At 68.0% G+C, this 19,979-nt stretch carries 14 protein-coding genes; 9 read left to right on the plus strand and 5 right to left on the minus strand.

Features of this window, described 5'->3' with window-relative positions:
- The first annotated feature begins 95 nt into the window (after positions 1-95).
- The 4 genes from A4F85_RS08765 (at position 96) to A4F85_RS08780 (ending at position 7,095) form a co-directional block, all read left to right on the plus strand.
- A complete protein-coding gene (locus A4F85_RS08765; RefSeq protein ID WP_063326338.1) occupies positions 96-2,285 on the plus strand; it encodes a TonB-dependent receptor domain-containing protein in 2,190 nt (729 codons plus the stop codon).
- A gap of 142 nt (positions 2,286-2,427) precedes the next feature.
- The gene (locus tag A4F85_RS08770) at positions 2,428-4,551 is read left to right on the plus strand and encodes a PQQ-dependent dehydrogenase, methanol/ethanol family (protein WP_063326339.1); all 2,124 of its coding nucleotides are present in this window, start codon (positions 2,428-2,430) and stop codon (positions 4,549-4,551) included.
- 118 nt (positions 4,552-4,669) lie between these two features.
- Complete coding sequence (locus tag A4F85_RS08775; protein WP_063326340.1) at positions 4,670-5,551, plus strand: transporter; 882 nt, start codon at positions 4,670-4,672, stop codon at positions 5,549-5,551.
- Between the two features lie 35 nt (positions 5,552-5,586).
- Positions 5,587-7,095 carry an aldehyde dehydrogenase family protein gene (locus A4F85_RS08780; protein ID WP_063326341.1) on the plus strand — a complete coding sequence of 503 codons (1,509 nt, stop codon included), beginning with the start codon at positions 5,587-5,589 and terminating at the stop codon, positions 7,093-7,095.
- 41 nt (positions 7,096-7,136) lie between these two features.
- Here the strand turns inward: A4F85_RS08780 and dld are convergent, their stop codons facing one another.
- From dld to A4F85_RS08805, 5 genes are all read right to left on the minus strand, one after another.
- The gene (gene dld, locus A4F85_RS08785; protein ID WP_063326342.1) at positions 7,137-8,897 is read right to left on the minus strand and encodes a D-lactate dehydrogenase; all 1,761 of its coding nucleotides are present in this window, start codon (positions 8,895-8,897) and stop codon (positions 7,137-7,139) included.
- Entirely contained in the window at positions 8,894-10,033 is a 1,140-nt protein-coding gene (gene lldD, locus A4F85_RS08790) for an FMN-dependent L-lactate dehydrogenase LldD (RefSeq protein WP_012205184.1), read from the minus strand. The genes dld and lldD overlap by 4 nt, the downstream gene beginning before the upstream one ends.
- 10 nt (positions 10,034-10,043) lie before the next feature.
- A complete protein-coding gene (gene lldR / locus A4F85_RS08795; RefSeq protein ID WP_063326343.1) occupies positions 10,044-10,850 on the minus strand; it encodes a transcriptional regulator LldR in 807 nt (268 codons plus the stop codon).
- A 185-nt stretch (positions 10,851-11,035) separates the two neighbouring features.
- Positions 11,036-12,718: an L-lactate permease gene (gene lldP / locus A4F85_RS08800; RefSeq protein WP_063326344.1), complete on the minus strand. Its 1,683-nt coding sequence runs from the start codon at positions 12,716-12,718 to the stop codon at positions 11,036-11,038.
- Positions 12,719-13,158: 440 nt separating this feature from the next.
- Complete coding sequence (locus A4F85_RS08805) at positions 13,159-14,181, minus strand: LysR family transcriptional regulator (protein ID WP_063326345.1); 1,023 nt, start codon at positions 14,179-14,181, stop codon at positions 13,159-13,161.
- 123 nt (positions 14,182-14,304) lie between these two features.
- On the opposite strand from A4F85_RS08805, the gene A4F85_RS08810 reads away from it, so the two are divergent.
- The 5 genes from A4F85_RS08810 to A4F85_RS08830 all read left to right on the plus strand — a co-directional run bounded on the left by A4F85_RS08810 (position 14,305) and on the right by A4F85_RS08830 (position 19,953).
- Positions 14,305-15,243 carry a dihydrodipicolinate synthase family protein gene (locus tag A4F85_RS08810; protein WP_063326346.1) on the plus strand — a complete coding sequence of 313 codons (939 nt, stop codon included), beginning with the start codon at positions 14,305-14,307 and terminating at the stop codon, positions 15,241-15,243.
- 121 nt (positions 15,244-15,364) lie between these two features.
- On the plus strand, positions 15,365-16,342 hold the full coding sequence (locus tag A4F85_RS08815) for a Bug family tripartite tricarboxylate transporter substrate binding protein (protein WP_063326347.1): 978 nt from the start codon (positions 15,365-15,367) through the stop codon (positions 16,340-16,342).
- Positions 16,332-17,039, plus strand: coding sequence for an SDR family NAD(P)-dependent oxidoreductase (locus A4F85_RS08820; RefSeq protein WP_063326348.1), 708 nt, complete (start codon positions 16,332-16,334; stop codon positions 17,037-17,039). Before A4F85_RS08815 ends, A4F85_RS08820 begins: the two co-directional genes overlap by 11 nt.
- Positions 17,040-17,075: 36 nt before the next feature.
- The gene (locus A4F85_RS08825) at positions 17,076-18,242 is read left to right on the plus strand and encodes a mandelate racemase/muconate lactonizing enzyme family protein (protein ID WP_063326349.1); all 1,167 of its coding nucleotides are present in this window, start codon (positions 17,076-17,078) and stop codon (positions 18,240-18,242) included.
- Between the two features lie 130 nt (positions 18,243-18,372).
- Positions 18,373-19,953, plus strand: coding sequence for a hypothetical protein (locus tag A4F85_RS08830; RefSeq protein WP_043796247.1), 1,581 nt, complete (start codon positions 18,373-18,375; stop codon positions 19,951-19,953).
- Positions 19,954-19,979: the final 26 nt, after the last annotated feature.

Consider the following 19,979-nt stretch of genomic DNA (forward strand, 5'->3'; position numbering starts at 1 on the left):
TCCGCCACGGCACAGGACAGCACTAGGGAAATCACCCGTGTTGGAACGGATTGCCGGGCTCGGTAACCTCGGGCATCGCCACAGGCCCGCCCGCAATGACACGCTCCCCCCACAGCACGAGACACACTCTGCCCACCCTGGGCGCCGCACTGGCCTGTACGCTGCACGCCCTGCCCGCCCACGCGGCGGACGCAGCGCAGGACTCCAGCGAGGCCCTGCTCGCCCCCGTGGTCATCACGGCCAGCCAGCCCGGCGCCGGCCCCGACCTGTGGCGCGCCACCGCCGCCATCGACAGCGTGGAAGGCGCCGTGCTGCGAGACGGGCAGATGCAGATCAACCTGTCCGAGAGCCTGGCGCGCGTGCCGGGCCTGGTGGTGCTGAACCGCCAGAACTTCGCTCAGGACCTGCAGATCTCGGTGCGCGGTTTCGGTGCGCGCTCCACCTTTGGCGTGCGCGGGCTGCGCCTGTACGTGGACGGCATTCCGGCAGGCGCGCCCGACGGCCAGGGCCAGGCCGCCAACTTCACGCTGGGCAACGCCGCGCGCCTGGACGTGGTGCGCGGCCCGGCCGCCGTGCTCTACGGCAACAGCGCAGGCGGCGCACTGCTGCTGTACACCGAAGACGGCGAGGAACCGGGCCTGTGGCGCAGCGGCATGGCAGTGGGGCCGGACGGGCTGTGGCGCCTGTCCACCCAGCTGCGCGGCACGATCGGTGGCGGAAAGCCGGACCAGGCGGATGGCGGCTCCGCCCCATGGCGCTATGCCATCCACATCGAGCGCTTCGCCACCGACGGCATGCGCCCCCAGTCGGCCGCCGACCGCAGCACGGCCCACATGAAGCTGTCACGCAAGCAGGGCGACGACCAGTGGCTGCTGCAGTACCAGGAGCAGCGCGCCAGCGCCCAGGACCCGCTGGGCCTGACACGCGCCGAGTTCGAGGCCGACCCCGGCCAGACCACGGCCAGCGCGCTGCGCTTCAATACGCGCAAAAGCGTGCGCCAGCGCCAGCTGGGCGCCGCCTGGCAGCACCAGTTCGGCGCGGGCCAGCGCCTGGAACTCATGGCCTATGCGGGTACGCGCTCCGTGCTGCAGTACCAGTCCATTCCCGTGGCCACACAAGCACCGCCCTCGCATTCAGGCGGCGTGATCGACCTGGACCGCGACTACGCAGGCATGAACCTGCGCTGGCGCAGCACCCATGAGGATGTGGCCGGCGGCCGGCTGGACTGGTCGGCGGGCCTGGCCTACGACTGGCAGGGCGAGACCCGGCGCGGCTACGAGAACTTCATCGGCAGCCAGCTCGGCGTGCAGGGCCGGCTGCGCCGCGACGAACGCAACCAGGCGCGCTCCGCCGACCCCTACCTGCAGGCCGAGTGGAGCACGCAGAGCCTGGGCCTGAGCGCCGGCCTGCGCCAGGCGCGCGTGCGCTACCGCTCCGAGGACCACTACATAGTCGCCGGCAATGGCGACGACAGCGGCAGCATGGCCTGGCGCGGCTGGCTGCCCTCGCTGGGCCTGCGCGTGAACCTGCTGCCGGACCTGGTGGCGCACGCATCGGTGGGCCGGGGCATGGAGACGCCCACGCTCAACGAAGTGGCCTACCGGCCCGGTGGCCAAAATGGCATGAACAGCGGCCTGGCCGCCAGCGCCCACAACACCGTCGAGGTCGGCCTGCGCGGGCGCCACGGCAACGCGGGCTGGAACCTCACGCTGTTCGAGACCCATACCCAGCGCGAACTCACCGTGCTGTCCAACACGGGCGGGCGCGCCACCTACCAGAACGCAGGCCGCACGCTGCGCCGGGGGCTGGAATTCTCGGGCAACGCCCAGTGGGGGCCGCTCACGGCCAGCACCGCCCTGACCCTGCTGCAGGCCCGCTACCGCGACAGCTTCCTGACCTGCGAGGCCACGCCCTGCACCACGCCCACCGCCCCGGTGGATGCCGGCGCGCGCCTGGCCGGCACCGCGCCGCGCCGCCTGTGGAGCGAGCTGGCCTGGCAGCTGTCGCCGCAATGGACCTGGACCGTGGACATGCTGCACAGCGGCCCCGTGGCCGTGAACGACCGCAACACCGACCGCGCGGCCGGCTACACCGTCTGGGGCTCCAGCCTGCGCTGGTCGCGGCAATGGCAGCAGTGGAGCGCCCAGACCTTTGTGCGGCTGGACAACCTGTTCGACCGGCGCTTTGCAGGGTCGGTCATCGTCAACGAGGGCAACCAGCGGTTCTTTGAGCCGGGTGCGGGACGCGGGCTGTCGGCCGGGGTGACGGTCAGCCGGACGTTCTGAGCTGTTCCACGGCGGTACAGATCCGCCCCCGGGTAAATCCGAATGTTGTGACCCGAGGTCGCTTTTTTTATCGTCTCCCACATGGTGCCCTTGCCCCCTGCGCCATGCACGCAAAAACAAACCACACAGGAGACGAGACAACATGAAGACCCACGTGCTTTCCTCCACGCTGCTGGCCGCCGGCCTAGTGCTGGCCCTGCCGGGCGCCGCGCTGGCGCAGGCCGGCCTGCCAAGCAAAGGCTCGCCCGAGCACATACGCGCCGTCACCTCGCGCATCGACTCGCAGAGCATCCGCGACAACGCGCGCAGCTCCAAGGATTGGCCCAGCTACGGCATGGACTACAGCGAGACGCGCTTTTCCAAACTCAGGCAGCTGGACACGGCCAATGTGAAGCGGCTGGGCCTGGTCTGGTCGTATGACCTGGAATCCACGCGCGGCGTGGAGTCCACGCCCGTGGTGATCGATGGAATCATGTACGTCACCGCCAGCTGGAGCGTGGTGCATGCGGTGGACGTACGCACCGGCAAGCGCCTGTGGAGCTACGACCCCGGCGTGGACCGCGCCAACGGCTTCAAGGGCTGCTGCGACGTGGTCAACCGGGGCGTGGCGGTCTACAAGGGCAAGGTGTATGTGGGCGCCTTCGATGGCCGCCTGGTGGCGCTGGACGCGGCCACGGGCCAGAAGGTCTGGGAGCAGGACACCATCATCGACCGCGCCTACTCGTACACCATCACGGGCGCGCCACGCGTCATCAAGGGCAAGGTGCTGATCGGCAACGGCGGCGCCGAGTACGGCGTGCGCGGCTATGTCACGGCCTATGACGCCGAGACCGGCGCGCAGCAATGGCGCTGGTTCACCGTGCCCGGCGACCCGTCCAAGCCGTTCGAGAACGAGGCCATGGCCCGCGCCGCCAAGACCTGGGACCCGGCCGGCAAGTGGTGGGAGGCCGGTGGCGGCGGCACGGCCTGGGACACCATGGCCTATGACCCCGAGCTCAACCTCATGTACATCGGCACGGGCAACGGCTCGCCCTGGGCGCAAGCCAAGCGCAGCCCGGCCGGTGGCGACAACCTGTACCTGGCCAGCATCGTGGCGCTGAACCCCGATACGGGCGAGTACGTCTGGCACTACCAGGAAACGCCGGGCGACAGCTGGGACTTCACCTCCACCCAGCCCATGGTGCTGGCCGACATCAAGATCGGCGGCAAGCCGCGCAAGGTCATCCTGCATGCGCCCAAGAACGGCTTCTTCTTCGTCATCGACCGCACCAACGGCCAGTTCATCTCGGCCAAGAACTTCGTCGATGTGAACTGGGCCAGCGGCTACGACGCCAAGGGCCGGCCCATCGAGACGCCGATTGCGCGCAGCGGCGACCGCGCGCGCGATGTGATCCCCAGCCCCTTCGGTGCGCACAACTGGCATTCCATGTCTTACAGCCCCGATACGGGCCTGGCCTACCTGCCGGCCCAGCATGTGCCGCTGACCCTGCAGGACAACAAGAACTGGAAGTTCAACGGCGGCTCCCTGCCCGAGCCGCACAGCAACATCGGCTGGAACACGGCCACGCTGATCAACATGGAGCCGCCCAAGAGCACGCCCTTCGGCCGCCTGATCGCCTGGGACCCGGTAGCGCAAAAGGAGCGCTGGCGCGTGGAGCATGCCTCGCCCTGGAACGGCGGCACGCTGGCTACGGCGGGCAACCTGGTGTTCCAGGGCACGGCCGACGGCCGCTTCGTGGCCTATGACGCGCGCAACGGCAAGAAGCTCTGGGAAAAGCCCACGGGCACGGGCGTGGTGGCCGCACCCATCACCTATGAGGTCGATGGCCGGCAGTACGTCTCCATCGCCGTGGGCTGGGGCGGCGTCTACGGCCTGGCCGCGCGCCACACCGAGCGCAAGGGCCCGGGCACGGTCTACACCTTCGCGCTGGACGGCAAGGCCGAGGCGCCTGCCTTCGTCGCCTACCAGCAGGGCAAGCTGCTGCAGGGCGTGCCCTACGACAAGAGCCTGGTGGCCGAAGGCACGGCCCTGTATGTCAGCAACTGCGCCTTCTGCCACGGCGTGCCCGGCGTGGACCGGGGCGGCAACCTGCCCAACCTGGGCTACCTGGACCCGGCCTATATCGAGCACCTGGACAAGTTCATCTTCAAGGGCCCGGCCATGTCGCGCGGCATGCCGGACTTCACGGGCAAGCTGAGCATGGAAGACGTGGAAAAGATCAAGGCCTTCATCCAGGGCACGGCCGACGCGGTGCGGCCCAAGTAGCCAGCGCGAGCCGCCCTCCTCCCCCTCCCCCAACCTCCCATCCCCCTCCCCGGTCCTGCTGTCCTGCAGCAGGCCTGGGCAGGGCTTTGCCTGAAAACACCGGACCGGACTCTTCGCCATGCCATCCAAGCCCTTCACCCGCGCAACCTTGGCCCTGGCAGCCATGGCCGCATGCGCCACCTTCAATGCCCACGCCGTCGATATCGACGCGGGCGACTACACCGCCCTGCCTCCGGGCACCACGCTGGGCATGGTCTATTACCAGCACGCCACGCGCGACAGCCTCTATGCCAATGGCGACCAGGCGCCCATACGGCCAAAGCTGACCTCGGACATCGGCATTGCGCGCGGCGTGCACTTCATGAAGCTGGGCGACTATGTGATCGACCCGCAGTTCCTGCTGCCCTTCGGGCGCCTGTCGGCCTCGCGCGATATCGCGGCCATGGGCAGCAATACCGGCGTGGGCGACCTGATGCTGGCCGCCACCCTGTGGCTGACAAAGCCCGGCGACAAGGAGCACTTCGGCATCACCCCCTTTGTCTGGCTGCCCACGGGCCAGTACAACCGCAACGACCCGCTGAGCCTGGGCGAGAACCGCTGGAAGGCCGCCCTGCAGGCCGGCTGGATCAAGCCGCTGGGCAAGAGCGTGACCATGGACCTGGCGGCCGATGTCACCGTCTTCGGCAAGAACGACGACTTCGGCACCCACAGCGCCACGCTCAAGCAAAAGGCGCAGTTCCAGTTCCAGGGCCTGCTGCGCTACCACCTGTCGGATACCTCGGACCTGCGCCTGGGCCTGTCGCACCTGACGGGCGGCGAGACCCAGGTCAACGGCGTGTCGCAAAGCGACCGCCAGTCCACCACCAAGGTCTCTTTCGGCGGCGCGGTCTTTGTCGCGCCCAAGACGCAGTTGCTGGCCACCGTGGGCCGCGATCTGCATGTGCGCCAGGGCTTCAAGGAGAACGCCCGCATCAACCTGCGCCTGCTGCAGGTTTTCTGAATCCACACCCCCTGTCTACCACCAAGGAGCACACCATGAACCTCAGCGACATCCAGCACCAGATCACCGAGCGCGCCAGCGCCTTCCTCAACCGGGGCACGCATGACCTCTTCATCGACGGCCAATGGGTGGCGGCCCAGACCGGCCAGCGCCTGTCCACCGTCAACCCGGCCACCGAGGCCGTGATCGCCGAAGTCGCCAGTGCCGGCCCGGCCGACGTGGACCTGGCCGTGCGCGCCGCCCACCGCGCGCTGCACCTGGGCCCCTGGGGCCGCATGCGCCCCGTGGAGCGCGAGCGCCTGATGCTGCGCCTGGCCGATCTCATGGAGACCCATGCCCAGGCCCTGGCCGAGGTCGAATCGCTGGACAACGGCAAGTCCGCCGCCATTGCGCGCGCCGTGGACATCGCCATGGCCATCGACTCCATCCGCTACATGGCCGGCTGGGCCACCAAGATCGAGGGCATGACGCACGAGCACTCCGTGCCCTTTGCGCCCGAGGCCCAGATGTTCACCTACACCCGGCGCGAGCCCGTGGGCGTGGTCGCCGCCGTCGTGCCCTGGAACTTCCCCCTGCTCATGGCCACCTGGAAGCTGGCGCCCGCGCTGGCCGCCGGCTGCACCCTGGTGCTCAAGCCCGCCGAGCAGACGCCGCTGACCGCGCTGATGCTGGCCGAGCTGATCCAGGAAGCGGGCTTTCCGTCCGGCGTGTTCAACGTGGTCACGGGCGACGGCCCTGGCACCGGCGCGCCCCTGGTCTCGCACCCGCTGGTCAACAAGGTCAGCTTCACGGGATCGACCGAAGTGGGCAAGCTCATCGGCCATGCCTGCATGGACAACATGACGCGCATCACGCTGGAGCTGGGCGGCAAGTCCCCCGTCATCGTGCTGGATGACTGCGATCCCGCCACGGCTGCGGCGGGTGCGGCCAATGCCATCTTCTTCAACCACGGCCAGGTCTGCTGCGCGGGCTCGCGCCTGTACGTGCACAAGAGCATGTTCGACCGCGTGGTGGCCGACGTGGCCGACCAGGCCGCCCAGCTCACCCTGGGCCATGGCCTGGACCCCAGCGCGCAGATGGGCCCGCTGGTCTCGCAGGAGCAGATGGAGCGCGTCTGCAGCTACATCGACATAGGCCGCAGCCAGGGCGCCGAGGTGGTGACGGGCGGCGCCCGCGCAGGCCAGCGCGGCTACTTCGTGCAGCCCACGGTGATGACCGGCGTGCAACACGACCACCGCGTGGCCCGCGAGGAAATCTTCGGCCCCGTGCTCGTGGCCATGCCCTATGACGACCTCGACGAAGTCGCCGCCTGGGCCAACGACACGCCCTACGGCCTGGGCGCCAGCATCTGGTCCAACAACCTGTCCAAGGTCCACCGGCTGATCCCCAAGATCCAGTCCGGCACGGTCTGGGTCAACTGCCACAGCACCCTGGACCCGGGCATGCCCTTCGGCGGCTACAAGCAGTCCGGCATGGGCCGCGACATGGGCCGCACGGCGCTGGATGCCTATCTGGAGACCAAGTCGGTGTTCATCAATCTGTGAGGGGGTGCGGCGGGCTGCCCCCGGGCCCGCCTGCTCCTGCTCTACGGCGTTTCCGAATACCCCTTGGGCCATCCCCCCGGCCGGTCGCAGCATTCCTCCCAGCCCAGCTTGCGCGAGGTGTGGCCTATGCCGGGGTTGAAGGTGTTGGTCGGGTCCAGTTCGCGGTAAAAGCCTGCCAGGGCAGGCTTGGCCACGTAGAGGTGGCCCACGTTGTGCTCGGCCGGGTACTCGGCGCGGCGCGCGTCCAGCAGTTCCCACATGCGGTGCTCCATGGCCAGCGGGTCCACGCCCTTCTTGACGATGTAGTCCTGGTGGAAGACATGGCAGAAGAAGTGGCCGTAGTAGAGCTTGTGGACCATGTCGCGCTCGACCTCGGCGGGCAGTTGCTCCACCCATTCGCGGTCGTTGCGGCGCAGGGCCACGTCCAGGGCCACGATGTCCTCCACCTGGGCGCGGTGCACCTCGCGGTAGCGGATGGCCGCGCCCGCGATGGCGAAGCGGTGCAGGAAGGCCTTGCGCCCCTCGTCGGCATCGCACTCGAACCAGCCGCCCGTGGTGCTGCCGCTGAAGTGCCGCGTGAGGAAGTTGCGCGTGGCCTCGGCCGTGTCGTTGGACACGCGCACCAGCAGGTGGTGCTCGTAGCGGTCACGCCACTGGCGCATGCGCACGGGCAGGTGGCTGGGCAGCAGGTTGGTCAGCGCCTGGATCACGCGGTCGGTGACGCCGCGCAGCCCGAAGCGCTCGAAGAAGCCGTCCACGCGGCTCTTGAGAGCGAAGGCGGCCGGCACCCTGGCCGTGCCGAAGCGGTCGATCAGCAGGAAGGTGTCCTTGCCGTATTTCTCGCCGATGTCGTAGGCCGTGCGGTGGATGTACTCGCCCGCGATCGGCAGGCGCGGCAGCGCGGTCAGCAGCTCGCGGCGCACGGCCGTGAGGTCGTCGGGCGCATTGCTGCCTATATAGAAGACGGTGCTGGGCTCCTTGGGAAAGGTGTCCAGCCGCACGGCGAACAGGCACAGCTTGCCGGCCGAGCCCGAGGCCTCGAACAGGCGCGAAGGGTCGGCATTGAAGCGCGCGGGCGTGTCCTCGTCCACGGCGCGCACGGCCTCGGCATAGCGCGGGTCGGAGGCGGCGCGCTGCGCATCGTGGGCGATGTCGGACTCGGTGTAGTCGCCGTTTTGCAGCCGCGTGAGGATTTCCTCGGGCGTGCGGCCCAGGGCGATGCCCAGGTGGTTGACGAGCTCCAGCGAGCCGTCGTCGCAGACACGCGCGTACAGCGCCAGCTCGGTGTAAGCCGGGCCGCGCCGTACCAGGGCGCCGCCCGAGTTGTTGCAGATGCCGCCCAGCACCGAGGCGCCGATGCACGACGAGCCGATCACCGAATGCGGCTCGCGCCCCAGCGGTGCCAGCGCCTGCTCCAGCCGGTCCAGCGTGGCGCCGGGCAGGCAGACCACCTGGGCGCCGCCGCCAATGACCTGCACGCCGGTGATGCGCAAGGTGTTGATGAGCACGATCTCGCGGTCGTAGTCCGCGCCGTCGGGCGTGGAGCCGCCCGTCAGGCCCGTGTTGGCGGCCTGCATGATGACGATGCGCCCGGCCGCCACGGCGGCCTGCACCACCTTCCACTGCTCCAGCAGCGTCGCGGGCCGCACCACGGCCAGCACCGGGCCCTCGCCCGTGCGGTGGCCCTTGCGGAAGCGGCGCGTGGCCTGGTCGTCGGTGAGCACATGGGCGGCGCCCACGGCTTCGCGCAACTGCAGCAGCAGGGCCTCGCGGGAGACGACCGGAGTCTGCAGCGCGCTCATGGCTGGCGCACCAGCAGGTCGCCGGTGATGTCGGATACCTTGCTCACGCTGGTCAGCGTCATGGCCACGCGCATTTCCTTTTCCAATAGTTCCAGCAGGTGCTTGACGCCCGCCTCGCCGGAGGTGGCCAGGGCGTAGATGAAGGCGCGGCCGATCATGGCGCAGTCGGCGCCCAGGGCGATGGCGCGCACCACGTCCAGGCCGTTGCGGATGCCGGAGTCGGCCAGGATCTTGATCTGGCCCTTGACCGCATCGGCAATGGCCGGCAGCGCGCGGGCCGAGGACAGCACGCCGTCGAGCTGGCGGCCGCCATGGTTGGAGACGATGATGCCGTCGGCGCCAAAGCGCACCGCGTCCTTGGCGTCCTCAGGGTCCAGGATGCCCTTGATGACCATGGGCCCCTTCCAGAAGGCGCGTATCCATTCGAGATCCTTCCAGGAGATGGAGGGATCGAAGTTGGCGCCCAGCCAGCCGATGTAGTCGGCCAGGCCCGTGGGGCTGCCCCGGTAGGCCGAGATGTTGCCCAGGTCATGCGGGCGGCCGAGCAGGCCCACGTCCATGGACCAGGCCGGATGCGTGACCGACTGCCAGTAGCGGCGCATGGCGGCATTCGGGCCGCTCATGCCCGAATGCGCATCGCGGTAGCGCGCGCCGGGCACGGGCATGTCCACGGTGAAGACCAGGGTGGAGCAGCCGGCCGCCTGGGCGCGCTCCAGCGCGTTCTGCATGAAGCCCCGGTCCTTGAGCACATAGAGCTGGAACCACATGGGGCGCTTGATCTTGGGCGCCACCTCTTCGATGGGGCAGACCGAGACCGTGGACATGGTGAAAGGAATGCCATGGGCGTCGGCCGCGCGCGCGGCCTGAACCTCGCCGCGGCGGCGGTACATGCCCGTCAGGCCCACGGGCGACAGCGCCACGGGGATGGACAGCTTCTCGCCGAACAGCTCGATGCTGGTGTCCAGCCGGCTCATGTCCTTGAGCACGCGCTGGCGCAGCGCCACAGCAGCCAGGTCTTCCACATTGCGGCGCAGCGTCTGCTCGGCATAGGCGCCGCCGTCGATGTAGTGGAACAGGAAAGGCGGCAGGCGCTTTTGCGCCGCTGCGCGGTAGTCGGAGGTGGAGGAGATGATCATGATGGGTGTCTCATGTCTTTCGTATCAGGTCTGAAGTGGGCAGCAGCGCGGGCGCAGCGTCCAGAGGCAGCCGCATGGAGCGCTCGCGCCGCGCGCGGTCCTCGTCCAGGCGCTGGATGGTGGTGCGCACATGCTCCAGGTGCTCGCCGATGCATTCGCGGGCGCGCTGCGGGTCGCCGTCCAGGATGGCCTGCATCAGGCTCTGGTGCTGCACGGTCAGCTCCTGCAGGGTCTGGGGCGCGCTGAGGCGGAACATGTCATGGCGGTTGCGCTCCACCGTGGACAGCACCACGGTGAACAGGCTGTGCATGACCTGCACCAGCACCAGGTTGTGCGAGGCCTCGGCAATGGCCAGGTGGAACTGCGCATCGGCGCGCGCCGCCAGCTCGGCGTGGCCGCTTTGCTGGTGCTGGATCATCACCTCGAAGCAGCGCTGGATATGGTCCTTGTCGCGCTCCGTGGCGCGCTGGGCGGCCAGCCAGGCCGTGCTGGTCTCCAGCGCATGGCGGGTTTCCAGCACGTCGTAGCGGTAGTGGGAGTCGGACTCCATCAGGCCGGCCAGCGGCCGCATGGCGTCCTTGAGCCAGTCCGCAGGCTCGGCAGCCGGCGCCGGCTCCTGCAGGTAAGTGCCATCGCCACGCCGCGCCGCCAGCACGCCCTGGCTGGTGAGTTTCTGTATGGCCTCGCGCACCGAGGTGCGCGAGACACCCAGCTCGGCCGCCAGTTGCCGCTCCGCGGGCAGCCGCTGTCCGGGCTGCACTCCGCTGGCCTGCACCAGGGCAAGCAATTTCTCGACAACTTGATCGGCAACGCGCATGGGGATTCTCAGAATTGGTTTTCAGTGATTCACGGCGCTATGCGCCAGCCTCATCGCATGAAACCCGCACTGCCCAAGCCAGGGACACCGAGCAAGGGCCGCCCCGCCGCGAGGGTGTCGTCCCCCTCCCCCGCGAAGCGGGTAGAGAGGGGGAAGGCGCGCAGCGACTCAGGGGGTGTTTCATGTCAATACCCAGGAATCATCCACGTAAACACATAGGCTTGCAGCGTCGTGATCACCCCGATGATCACGGCGAACATCAGGCTGTGCTTGACCGTGAAGCGGAACAGGTCCGACTCGCGCCCTGCCAGGCCCACGGCCGCGCAGGCAATGGCGATGGACTGGGGCGAGATCATCTTGCCCGTCACGCCACCCGTGGTGTTGGCCGCCACCGTGAGCACCTGGGGCAGGCCCAGCTGCTGCGCCGTGGTGGCCTGCAGCGCGGCGAACAGCGCGTTGGCCGAAGTGTCCGAGCCCGTGAGGAACACGCCGATCCAGCCCAGGAAGGGCGAGAAGAACGTGAACGCCTGGCCCGTATGCGCCAGCGCCAGGGCCAGCGTGGCCGACAGGCCCGAGTAGTTGGCCACGAAGGCGAAGGCCAGCACCATGCCGATGGAGTAGATCGGCACGGCCAGTTCCCTGAAGGTCTCGCCCAGCGTGGCCACGGCCTTGGCCGGCGACAGACGGGTGAAGGTGATGGTGATCAGCGCCGCGATCAGGATGGCCGTGCCGGTGGCCAGCAGCCAGTTGAAGGTGTAGACCGCGCCGTAGGGCGCAGCGGCGGCCACGACGGGCGGCGTCTTCTCCACCAGGTTGTGCAGGAAGGGCACGGGGATGTTGATGACGGTGGAGGCCAGCGGGCCGCCTGCGGCGAACAGCGCCTTGAAGGGCTTGATGCTCCAGATCGTCACCATGGCCGTGAGGATGATGAAGGGCGACCAGGCCTTGATGACGGCGCCGGCCGTCAGCGGTGCACCGGAGGTGATGGCCGGTGCTGCAACTGCCGCAGCCTTGCCGCCCTCGCCTTCCGTGTCGAAACGGAAGATGCGCTTGGGCTGCCAGACCTTGAGGAACAGCGTCAGCGCCACCAGCGAGACGATGGCCGAGGTGATGTCCGGCAGCTCGGGGCCGATGAAGTTGGCCGTGAGGAACTGCACCACGGCGAAGGAGCCGCCGCCCACCAGCACCGCAGGCCAGGTTTCCTTGACGCCGCGCCAGCCGTCCATGATGGCCATCAGCCAGAACAGCACGAGCACGGTCATGAAGGGCAGCTGGCGGCCGGCCATCTGGCCGATGGCGAATGCATCCACGCCCGAGACCTGCCCGGCCACGATGATGGGAATGCCCATGGCGCCGAAGGCCACGGGCGCCGTGTTGGCGATCAGGCACAGGCCGGCCGCATAAAGCGGCTTGAAGCCCAGGCCCACCAGCAGCGCGGCCGTGATGGCCACGGGCGCGCCGAAGCCGGCCGCGCCCTCCAGGAAGGCGCCGAAGCAAAAGCCCACCAGGATGAGCTGCAGCCGCTGGTCGGGCGTGACCGACAGGATGGACGAGCGGATCACGTCGAACTGCCCCGTCTTGACCGAAATCTTGTAGAGGAACACGGCCGCCACGATGATCCAGGCGATGGGCCACAGGCCGTAGAAGAAGCCATACACGGCCGAGGCCAGTGCCGCGCTCACGGGCATCTTGTAGAACAGCAGCGCCACGCCCAGCGCCAGCGCCACGGTGACGGTGCCGGCCTGGTAGCCCTTGAGACGGAACCTGGTCAGCGCCAGGAAGAAAAAGATGATGGGAATCAGCGCGATCAGCGCCGAGATCCAGATGTTCCCGGCGGGATCGTAGTTCTGCTGCCAGATGGTTTGCATGACCGTGTCTCTAGATGATGGGGAGGGCGCGGTAAGCGCCCCTTGTCGGCCACTCCCTCTCGTTGCAGCGTTGGCATGCGGTGCGATCCGCACAGGATGTCTGCTGGCTGGCCGCAACGGTGACCGGGAGTGTTCTCCGCGCTGGCGCCTTGTGGGCCATTGGCAAATTGGTCCAACCAATCAAGCCAAAATTCAGACCATTGCGCGAAGTGGTGCGATTCTCAGAGCTTTCAAGTGGGCAGATGAACAGGGTAAACACCTAAAAGAGTGCAGATAATGCACCACGATGTTTATTGGTCGGACCAATTTACGGATTTGTTTTGGTGCAGCACGCAGCAAGGCGCACCGCCAGGGCAGGCCCTGGCGGTGCGCGAAGCGGATGGAAATCTGAAGAAAAGGAGCGGTGAGGCGAGCGCGAGCGCGGGCGCGGGCGCGGACGATCAGCGCCGCGCGGGCTCGGCGCTCATGCGCGGCTGACCGCAGGCCACGGTCCACAGCGCCTCGGCCGCATCGGCCATGTCGGCGCGCTGGCGGTACAGGCGGATCTCCACGGGCACGGACCAGGCATGGCCGCCCGCCAGCACCAGCGCGCCGCTGCGCAGCTCGTCCACTATGAGGCTGCGCGGCAGCCAGGCCACGCCGCGCCCCTCCAGCGCCATGGCCTTGAGCAGGGCCGCATGGTGGGCGGTGAACACGGTCTGCGCGCCCTGGGGCAGCTCGGGCCGGCCATCGCCCTCGCCCGCCGTGCCGGCGCCGCCTGCGCCAAACAGCCCGCGCAGGCGCGAACGCATGATGCGCCCCAGCCCCGAGGCCTCGCTGTAGGCCAGCACGGCCAGCGGCAGGGGCTGGCCGCCGCCCGTTGCGGACCCGGCGTCTATGGCATGCAGCGCGCGGCCCGGCGCGTCCGGCCAGGGCGCGGACACGGGCAGCAGCATGTCTTCGGACAGCTGCAGCATGGGGTAGCCGGCCTCGTCCAGCCGGCCCGGCACCTCGGCATGGCCGTGGCACAGCACGAACTGCACGCGCCGCTGCAGCGCCTGGTCCTCGCAGGCATGAAAGCTGTCCGAGATGGTCTGTATCGGCCCCAGCCGCAACTGTGACTCCAGCGTGCCCAGCCAGCGCGGGAAAAAGGTCAGCGACAGCACATGGGTGGCCGCAAAGCGCAGGCTGGCGGCGGCCTGGTCGTGCGCGGCGCGGGCCTTGATGCGCGCCGCCTCCAGCTTGGCCAGCACGTCCTCCAGCAAGGGCTGGAAGCGCTGGCCTGCGGCGGTGAGCGCGGCCGGATGCGCGCTGCGGTCGAACAGCTCGGCGCCCACCCATTCCTCCAGCGCGCGGATGTGCCGGCTGAAGGCGGGCTGGGCGATGGAGCGGGCCTCTGCCGCGCGCGAGAAGTTGCCGCTTTCGGCCAGGGCCAGAAAGTCTTCCAGCCACTCCATGTCAAGGGGGCGATTGCCAGGTCCCATGGTCTCCAGTCGTTGTGGTTCTCGGATGGATAGATGTATGCGATTCGAGTATTGGACCGTGCGGGCGCGGCGGGAAATGATCCATCCGTCGTTCACACCCATCCCAAAACGGAGACAAGCCTCATGCCTTCCATCTCGAATTATCGCGGCATCATTCCCGCCATTTCCTGCCCCTTCACGCCCGACCACCGCATCGACGAGCCCGCGCTGCGCAAGCTGGCATCGTGGCTGGCAGGCCATGAGGGCGTGGTCGCCGTGATGACCAACGGCCATACGGGCGAGGTGTTCGCGCTGACGCCGGCCGAGCGCGCCGAGGTCACGCGCATCGTGGCCGACGAGCTGCGGGGACGGCTGCCCGTGATCTCCTCCATCGTCTGCGAAGGCCTGGCCGATGCGGCCGAGCATGCGCGTGCCGCCCAGGCCGCAGGCGCGGTGGCGCTGGATGTGATGCCGCCCCACCACTGGCTGCGCTTCGGCTTCACGCCCGGCCATGCGCTGCAGTACTTCGAGGCCATCCACCGCGCCGCGCCGGACCTGGACCTGGTCTGCCACGTCTACCCGGCCTGGACGCGTGCCTCCTACTCCTCGCAGCTGCTGGCGGAGCTGGCGCGCCTGCCCTACGTGCAAGCCTTCAAGGTGGGCCAGCGCGACATGAACAAGTACGCCCGCGACATCCAAGCCATCCGCGAGGCCAATCCCGCCAAGGCCATCCTGACCTGCCATGACGAGTACCTGCTGGCCTCCATGGTCCAGGGCGTGGACGGCGCCCTGGTCGGCTTCGCCACCTTCATCCCCCAGCTCATCATCGACCTGTGGAATGCCGTCAAGGCCGGCGACCTGAAGAAGGCCATAGCGGTGCAGGCCGTGATCACGCCGCTCAAGGACGCCGTCTACGGCGGCGGCGAGCCCACGGGCGAGGCCCACGCCCGCATGAAGGGCGGCATGTACCTGGCCGGCGTGATCGACGACGCCACCGTGCGCCCGCCCACCGAGGCGCCCAACGCCCAGGAACTGCAGGCCCTGCGCGCTGCCGTGGCGCAGGCCGGGCTGCTCAAGCGCTGAACGCAGGCCGCAGGCCATACACAGACACAGGCTCTTGCCGCGCAACCAGCCTGGCCCGGCCCGGCCCGAGCTGCGCGGCCCCTTCGGACAACAACAAAAGCACGACAGGAGACAAGACACCATGCAACGCCATCATTTCCTCCGCGCGGCCCTGGGCGCTGCCGCAGGCGCCGCCCTGCTGGCGCTGGCCGGCCCGGCCGGTGCCCAGGCCTGGCCCGCCAAGCCCGTGCGCGTGGTCATTCCCTTCCCGCCCGGCGGCACGCTGGACGCCGTGGGCCGGCAACTGGCGCAGAAGCTGGGCGAGCAGACGGGCCAGCAATTCATCATCGACAACCGGCCCGGCGGCAACGGCGTGATCGGCGGCGACATCGTGGCCAAGGCCCCGGCGGACGGCTACACGCTGCTGTTCAACGCCTCCACCTTCACCACGGCGCCCATGACCATGAAGACCGTGCCCTACCAGGTCAACCGGGACTTCGCACCCGTGGCCCTGGTGGCCAAGGCGCCGCTGTCGGTGGCCATCAACAAGAACCTGCCCATCACCGACATCAAGTCGCTGGTGGCCTATGCCAAGTCCCATCCGGGCAAGATGACCTTTGCCGTGGGCTCCATCGGCTCGGCAGGCCACCTGTCCACCGAACTGCTCAAGCGCGCGGGCCAGCTGGACTACCTCATCGTCCCCTACAAGGGCACGGCCCCCGCCTTCCAGGACCTGATCGGCGGCCAGATCGACGGCTTCATCGACCCCATCCTGGGCTCCCTGCAGTACCACAAGGGCGGCATGCTGCGCGTGGTGGCGGTCACCTCGGCCCAACGCGCGCCCAGCCTGCCCGATGTGCCCACGGTGGGCGAGACCATTGCCGGCTACGAGTTCTACAGCTGGTACGGCCTGTGGGCGCCGGCCAAGGTGCCGGCCGACATCATCAAAAGGCTCAACACCGAGGTCAACAAGGCGCTGGCGGGCGATCTCAAGGACAAGCTGCGCGAGCAGGGTCTGCTGCTGTCGCCGGGCAGCGTGGAGGACTTCGCCAGGTTCCAGGCCAACGACATGGAGCGCGCCCAGAAGATCGTGACCGAGGGGAACATCCGTGTCGAATGAACTGCGCCACGCCGTGGTCACCGGCAGCAGCAGCGGCATAGGCCGCACCATTGCCCAGTCGCTGCTGGATGCAGGCTGGCGCGTGACCGGCCTGGACCTGGCGCCGGCCAGCCTGGCGCATGAAGCCTTCCACCCGCTGCGCGTGGACCTGTGCGACGGCCTTGCCATTGCGCAGGCGGCCCAGGCCAACCGGGACCGGCCCGCCCCCGATGCCCTGGTCCATGCCGCAGGCGTGCTGCGCGTGGGGCCGCTGGGCCTGCTGGACCACGCGGGCGGCGAGCTCATGTGGCGCCTGCATGTGGATGCCGCCACACGGCTGGCCGACGCCATCGTGCCCGGCATGGCCGCGCGCGGCGGCGGACGCGTGGTCTTCATCGGCAGCCGCGTGGCCCAGGGCATGCCCGGGCGCGGGCAGTACGCGGCCACCAAGGCCGCGCTGGTTGCGCTGGCACGCAGCTGGGCCGCCGAAGTCGCTGGCCAGGGCGTGACGGTGAACGTGGTCTCCCCGGCTGCCACGGCCACCGCCATGCTGGGCGACCCCGCCCGTGCCGGCAGCGCGCCGCGCCTGCCGCCGCTGGGCCGGCTGATAGAGCCGGCCGAGATCGCCGCCCTGGTCGGCTACCTGCTGTCGCCGCAAGCCGCCGCCATCACGGGGCAGGACATCGCCATCTGCGGCGGCTCGTCGCTGCCGCGCTGAGCCCACCCCGACACCCATCCTTCATCCGCAAGCACCATGAAAATCGTCAACATCCTCGAATCCACCCGTCCCATCAAATCGGACATCCGCAACGCCTACATCGATTTCTCGAAGATGACGCTCAGCCTGGTGGCCGTGGTCACGGACGTGATCCGCGACGGCCGCCCCGTCATCGGCTACGGCTTCAACTCCAACGGCCGCTACGGCCAGGGCGCGCTGATGCGCGAGCGCTTCATCCCGCGCGTGCTGGAGGCCGAGCCCGCCAGCCTGCTGGACGACAGCGGCGACAACCTGGACCCGCACAGGATCTGGGCGCGCATGATGATCAATGAAAAACCCGGCGGCCACGGCGAGCGATCGGTGGCCGTGGGCACCATCGACATGGCCGTCTGGGACGCCACGGCAAAAATAGCGGGCAAGCCCCTGTACCAGCTGCTGGCCGAGCGCTACGGCAGCGGCACGCCCAACCCGCGCGTCTTCGTCTACGCCGCTGGCGGCTACTACTACCCCGGCAAGGGCCTGGATGGCCTGCGCCGCGAGATGGAAAGCTACCTGGAGCGCGGCTACTCGGTGGTGAAGATGAAGATCGGCGGCGCCACGCTGGCCGAGGACTGCGAGCGCATCGAGTCCGTGCTCAAAATTCTGGGCCCGGGCCAGCAGCTGGCCGTGGATGCCAACGGCCGCTTCGACCTGGCCACCGCGCTCGACTATGGCCGCGCCCTTGGCCAGTACCCGCTGTTCTGGTACGAGGAAGCCGGCGACCCGCTGGACTACGAACTGCAGGCCCGCCTGGGCGGGGTCTACCAGGGTCCCATGGCCACGGGCGAGAACCTGTTTTCCATGCAGGACGCGCGCAACCTGATCCGCCACGGCGGCATGCGCCCGGACCGCGACTGGCTGCAGTTCGACTGCGCGCTCAGCTACGGCCTGGTCGAGTACCTGCGCACGCTGGACATGCTCAAGGCCCATGGCTGGTCGTCCAGCCGCTGCATTCCGCACGGCGGCCACCAGATGTCGCTGGCCATTGCCGCCGGCCTGGGCCTGGGCGGCAACGAAAGCTACCCCGACCTGTTCCAGCCCTATGGCGGCTTCCCCGACGGCGTACAGGTGGACAACGGCCACGTCACCCTGCCGCCGCTGCCGGGCATAGGCTTCGAGGGCAAGGCCGACCTGATCGCCGAGATGCGCGCGCTGGCGGTTTGATCAGCTGTTGAAAAAAGCGGGAGAAGGCTGTTGCTTTCTCCCCTGGGCCGCTCCACGGGGCCAGCCTGTAACCAGCACCCTCTGCTAACGTACTGGCATGACACCCGCACTGAGTCTCCGAACGCGCTGGATGGCTGCCACGCTGTTGCTCCTCGCCTTCTTCCTGGCGTTCTATCGGACGGCATGGGTTGCCGAGGACGCCTTCATCACGTTTCGCGTCATCGACAACTGGATTGCCGGCCATGGCCTGAGGTGGAACATCGATGAAAGAGTTCAGGTCTTCACCCATCCCTTGTGGATGTTTCTCCTGAGCCCCCTGGTATGGCTCAGCAGTGATCCATATTGGTCTTCGATCGGGCTGAGTGCCGCGCTCATGCTGGTCTTCTGTCTCTTGTGCCTCAAGGCCATGGGCGGTCCCCATCTGCGCAGCCTGCTCGCGCTTTCGACCTTGCTGTGGTGCCAGGCATTTGTCGACTACTCGTCCTCAGGGCTGGAAAATCCGCTGACACATGTTCTGCTGGTTCTTTTCTTCATCGCCTGGAAAACCGAACATCCGCACCGCGTGCTGCGCCTGAGCGCGCTGTCGGCACTGCTTTTTCTGAACCGTCCCGATGCCGTCGTTCTTGTGGCGCCTGCGCTTGTCGCCAGCCTGGCCGCCAGCCGCGACAAGCCTGCTGTTCTGGTAAGGCAGTTTTTGCCTGGCCTGTTACCGGCCGTTTTGTGGACGTTGTTCTCCCTCTTCTATTTCGGTTCACCAGTACCCAACACCGCCATCGCCAAGGTGTTGAATGGTCTGACGGCAGCCCAGTCAGCACAGCAGGCCTGGAATCTTGTAGTCCATGCGTATGAATACGACCTCCCTACCTTGGTCACCATTCTGGCTGGGCTGGGTTTTGGCCTCACGCGTGCCGCCCTGCGCCCCATCGCAGCAGGCATTGCGCTCTGGTTTGGCTATCTCGTTTATGTGGGCGGCGACTACATGGCCGGACGCTTCTTGGCAGGACCATTGGTTTTCTCGATTCTTGTGCTCGGCACGGTGGAGCTGTCTTCTCTCTACACCGTCACATGGGCCCTGTTGCTGGTGGCGTCCACGGGCGCCCTGCATGCCACCGTCCTCTCGCCGATCAGCTATCAGCAACGGTTCGTCATGCCCTCTGGAATTGCCAATGAGCGAGGGTTCTACTACCAGGAGCTTGGTATGCGCCGCGTCTTGGAGCATCACTCTTGGAAGCTTCATCCATGGTTTGTCGAAGGTGACAAGCTGCGCAAACAGCCCCCCGCCGTCTACGCAAAATGCAACATAGGAATGACAGCCTTCGCTGCGGGGTCCCAGGCGACCTGGATTGACCCTCTAGCACTGGCAGAACCCTTTCTTGCCCGTCTTCCCGCTCGATCAAACAGCCGGGTTGGACACTACGAACGAGCGTTTCCCGAGGGATTTCTGACGGCGCGCGCCACCGGCAACAACACCTTGGCAGAGCCTGCCCTGCAGCGGCTCTGGACCGATATCAGACTTGCCACGAGCGCCAACCTGTTTTCGCTGGAGCGTCTTGCTTCGATCAAGCGGCTCAATCTCGATAAAAAACTCTATGTGCCGGAGCATTTCGACAGGGACGCCGTTGGCATTCCAGGCCACCCTGTCACCAGCCGGTCGCAAACGTCCTGCATGGGGTATCCAGGAGAAGTCCAGTTCACTCTGCGCCTACAGTAGACGGAACTGCGGAGCCGCTGAAGCTT

It is taken from the genome of Delftia sp. GW456-R20, assembly GCF_001622915.1.
Lineage (GTDB): Bacteria > Pseudomonadota > Gammaproteobacteria > Burkholderiales > Burkholderiaceae_C > Comamonas > Comamonas acidovorans.

Coding starts and splice junctions, on each gene's coding strand:
- lldR (WP_063326343.1), bottom strand. CDS start 10,850: ATGCGCGTTGCCGATCAAGTTGTCGAGAAATTGCTTGCCCTGGTGCAG.
- lldP (WP_063326344.1), bottom strand. CDS start 12,718: ATGCAAACCATCTGGCAGCAGAACTACGATCCCGCCGGGAACATCTGG.
- A4F85_RS08825 (WP_063326349.1), top strand. CDS start 17,076: ATGAAAATCGTCAACATCCTCGAATCCACCCGTCCCATCAAATCGGAC.
- A4F85_RS08765 (WP_063326338.1), top strand. CDS start 96: ATGACACGCTCCCCCCACAGCACGAGACACACTCTGCCCACCCTGGGC.
- A4F85_RS08780 (WP_063326341.1), top strand. CDS start 5,587: ATGAACCTCAGCGACATCCAGCACCAGATCACCGAGCGCGCCAGCGCC.
- A4F85_RS08815 (WP_063326347.1), top strand. CDS start 15,365: ATGCAACGCCATCATTTCCTCCGCGCGGCCCTGGGCGCTGCCGCAGGC.
- dld (WP_063326342.1), bottom strand. CDS start 8,897: ATGAGCGCGCTGCAGACTCCGGTCGTCTCCCGCGAGGCCCTGCTGCTG.
- A4F85_RS08770 (WP_063326339.1), top strand. CDS start 2,428: ATGAAGACCCACGTGCTTTCCTCCACGCTGCTGGCCGCCGGCCTAGTG.
- A4F85_RS08810 (WP_063326346.1), top strand. CDS start 14,305: ATGCCTTCCATCTCGAATTATCGCGGCATCATTCCCGCCATTTCCTGC.
- A4F85_RS08775 (WP_063326340.1), top strand. CDS start 4,670: ATGCCATCCAAGCCCTTCACCCGCGCAACCTTGGCCCTGGCAGCCATG.
- A4F85_RS08805 (WP_063326345.1), bottom strand. CDS start 14,181: ATGGGACCTGGCAATCGCCCCCTTGACATGGAGTGGCTGGAAGACTTT.
- A4F85_RS08830 (WP_043796247.1), top strand. CDS start 18,373: ATGGCTGCCACGCTGTTGCTCCTCGCCTTCTTCCTGGCGTTCTATCGG.
- lldD (WP_012205184.1), bottom strand. CDS start 10,033: ATGATCATCTCCTCCACCTCCGACTACCGCGCAGCGGCGCAAAAGCGC.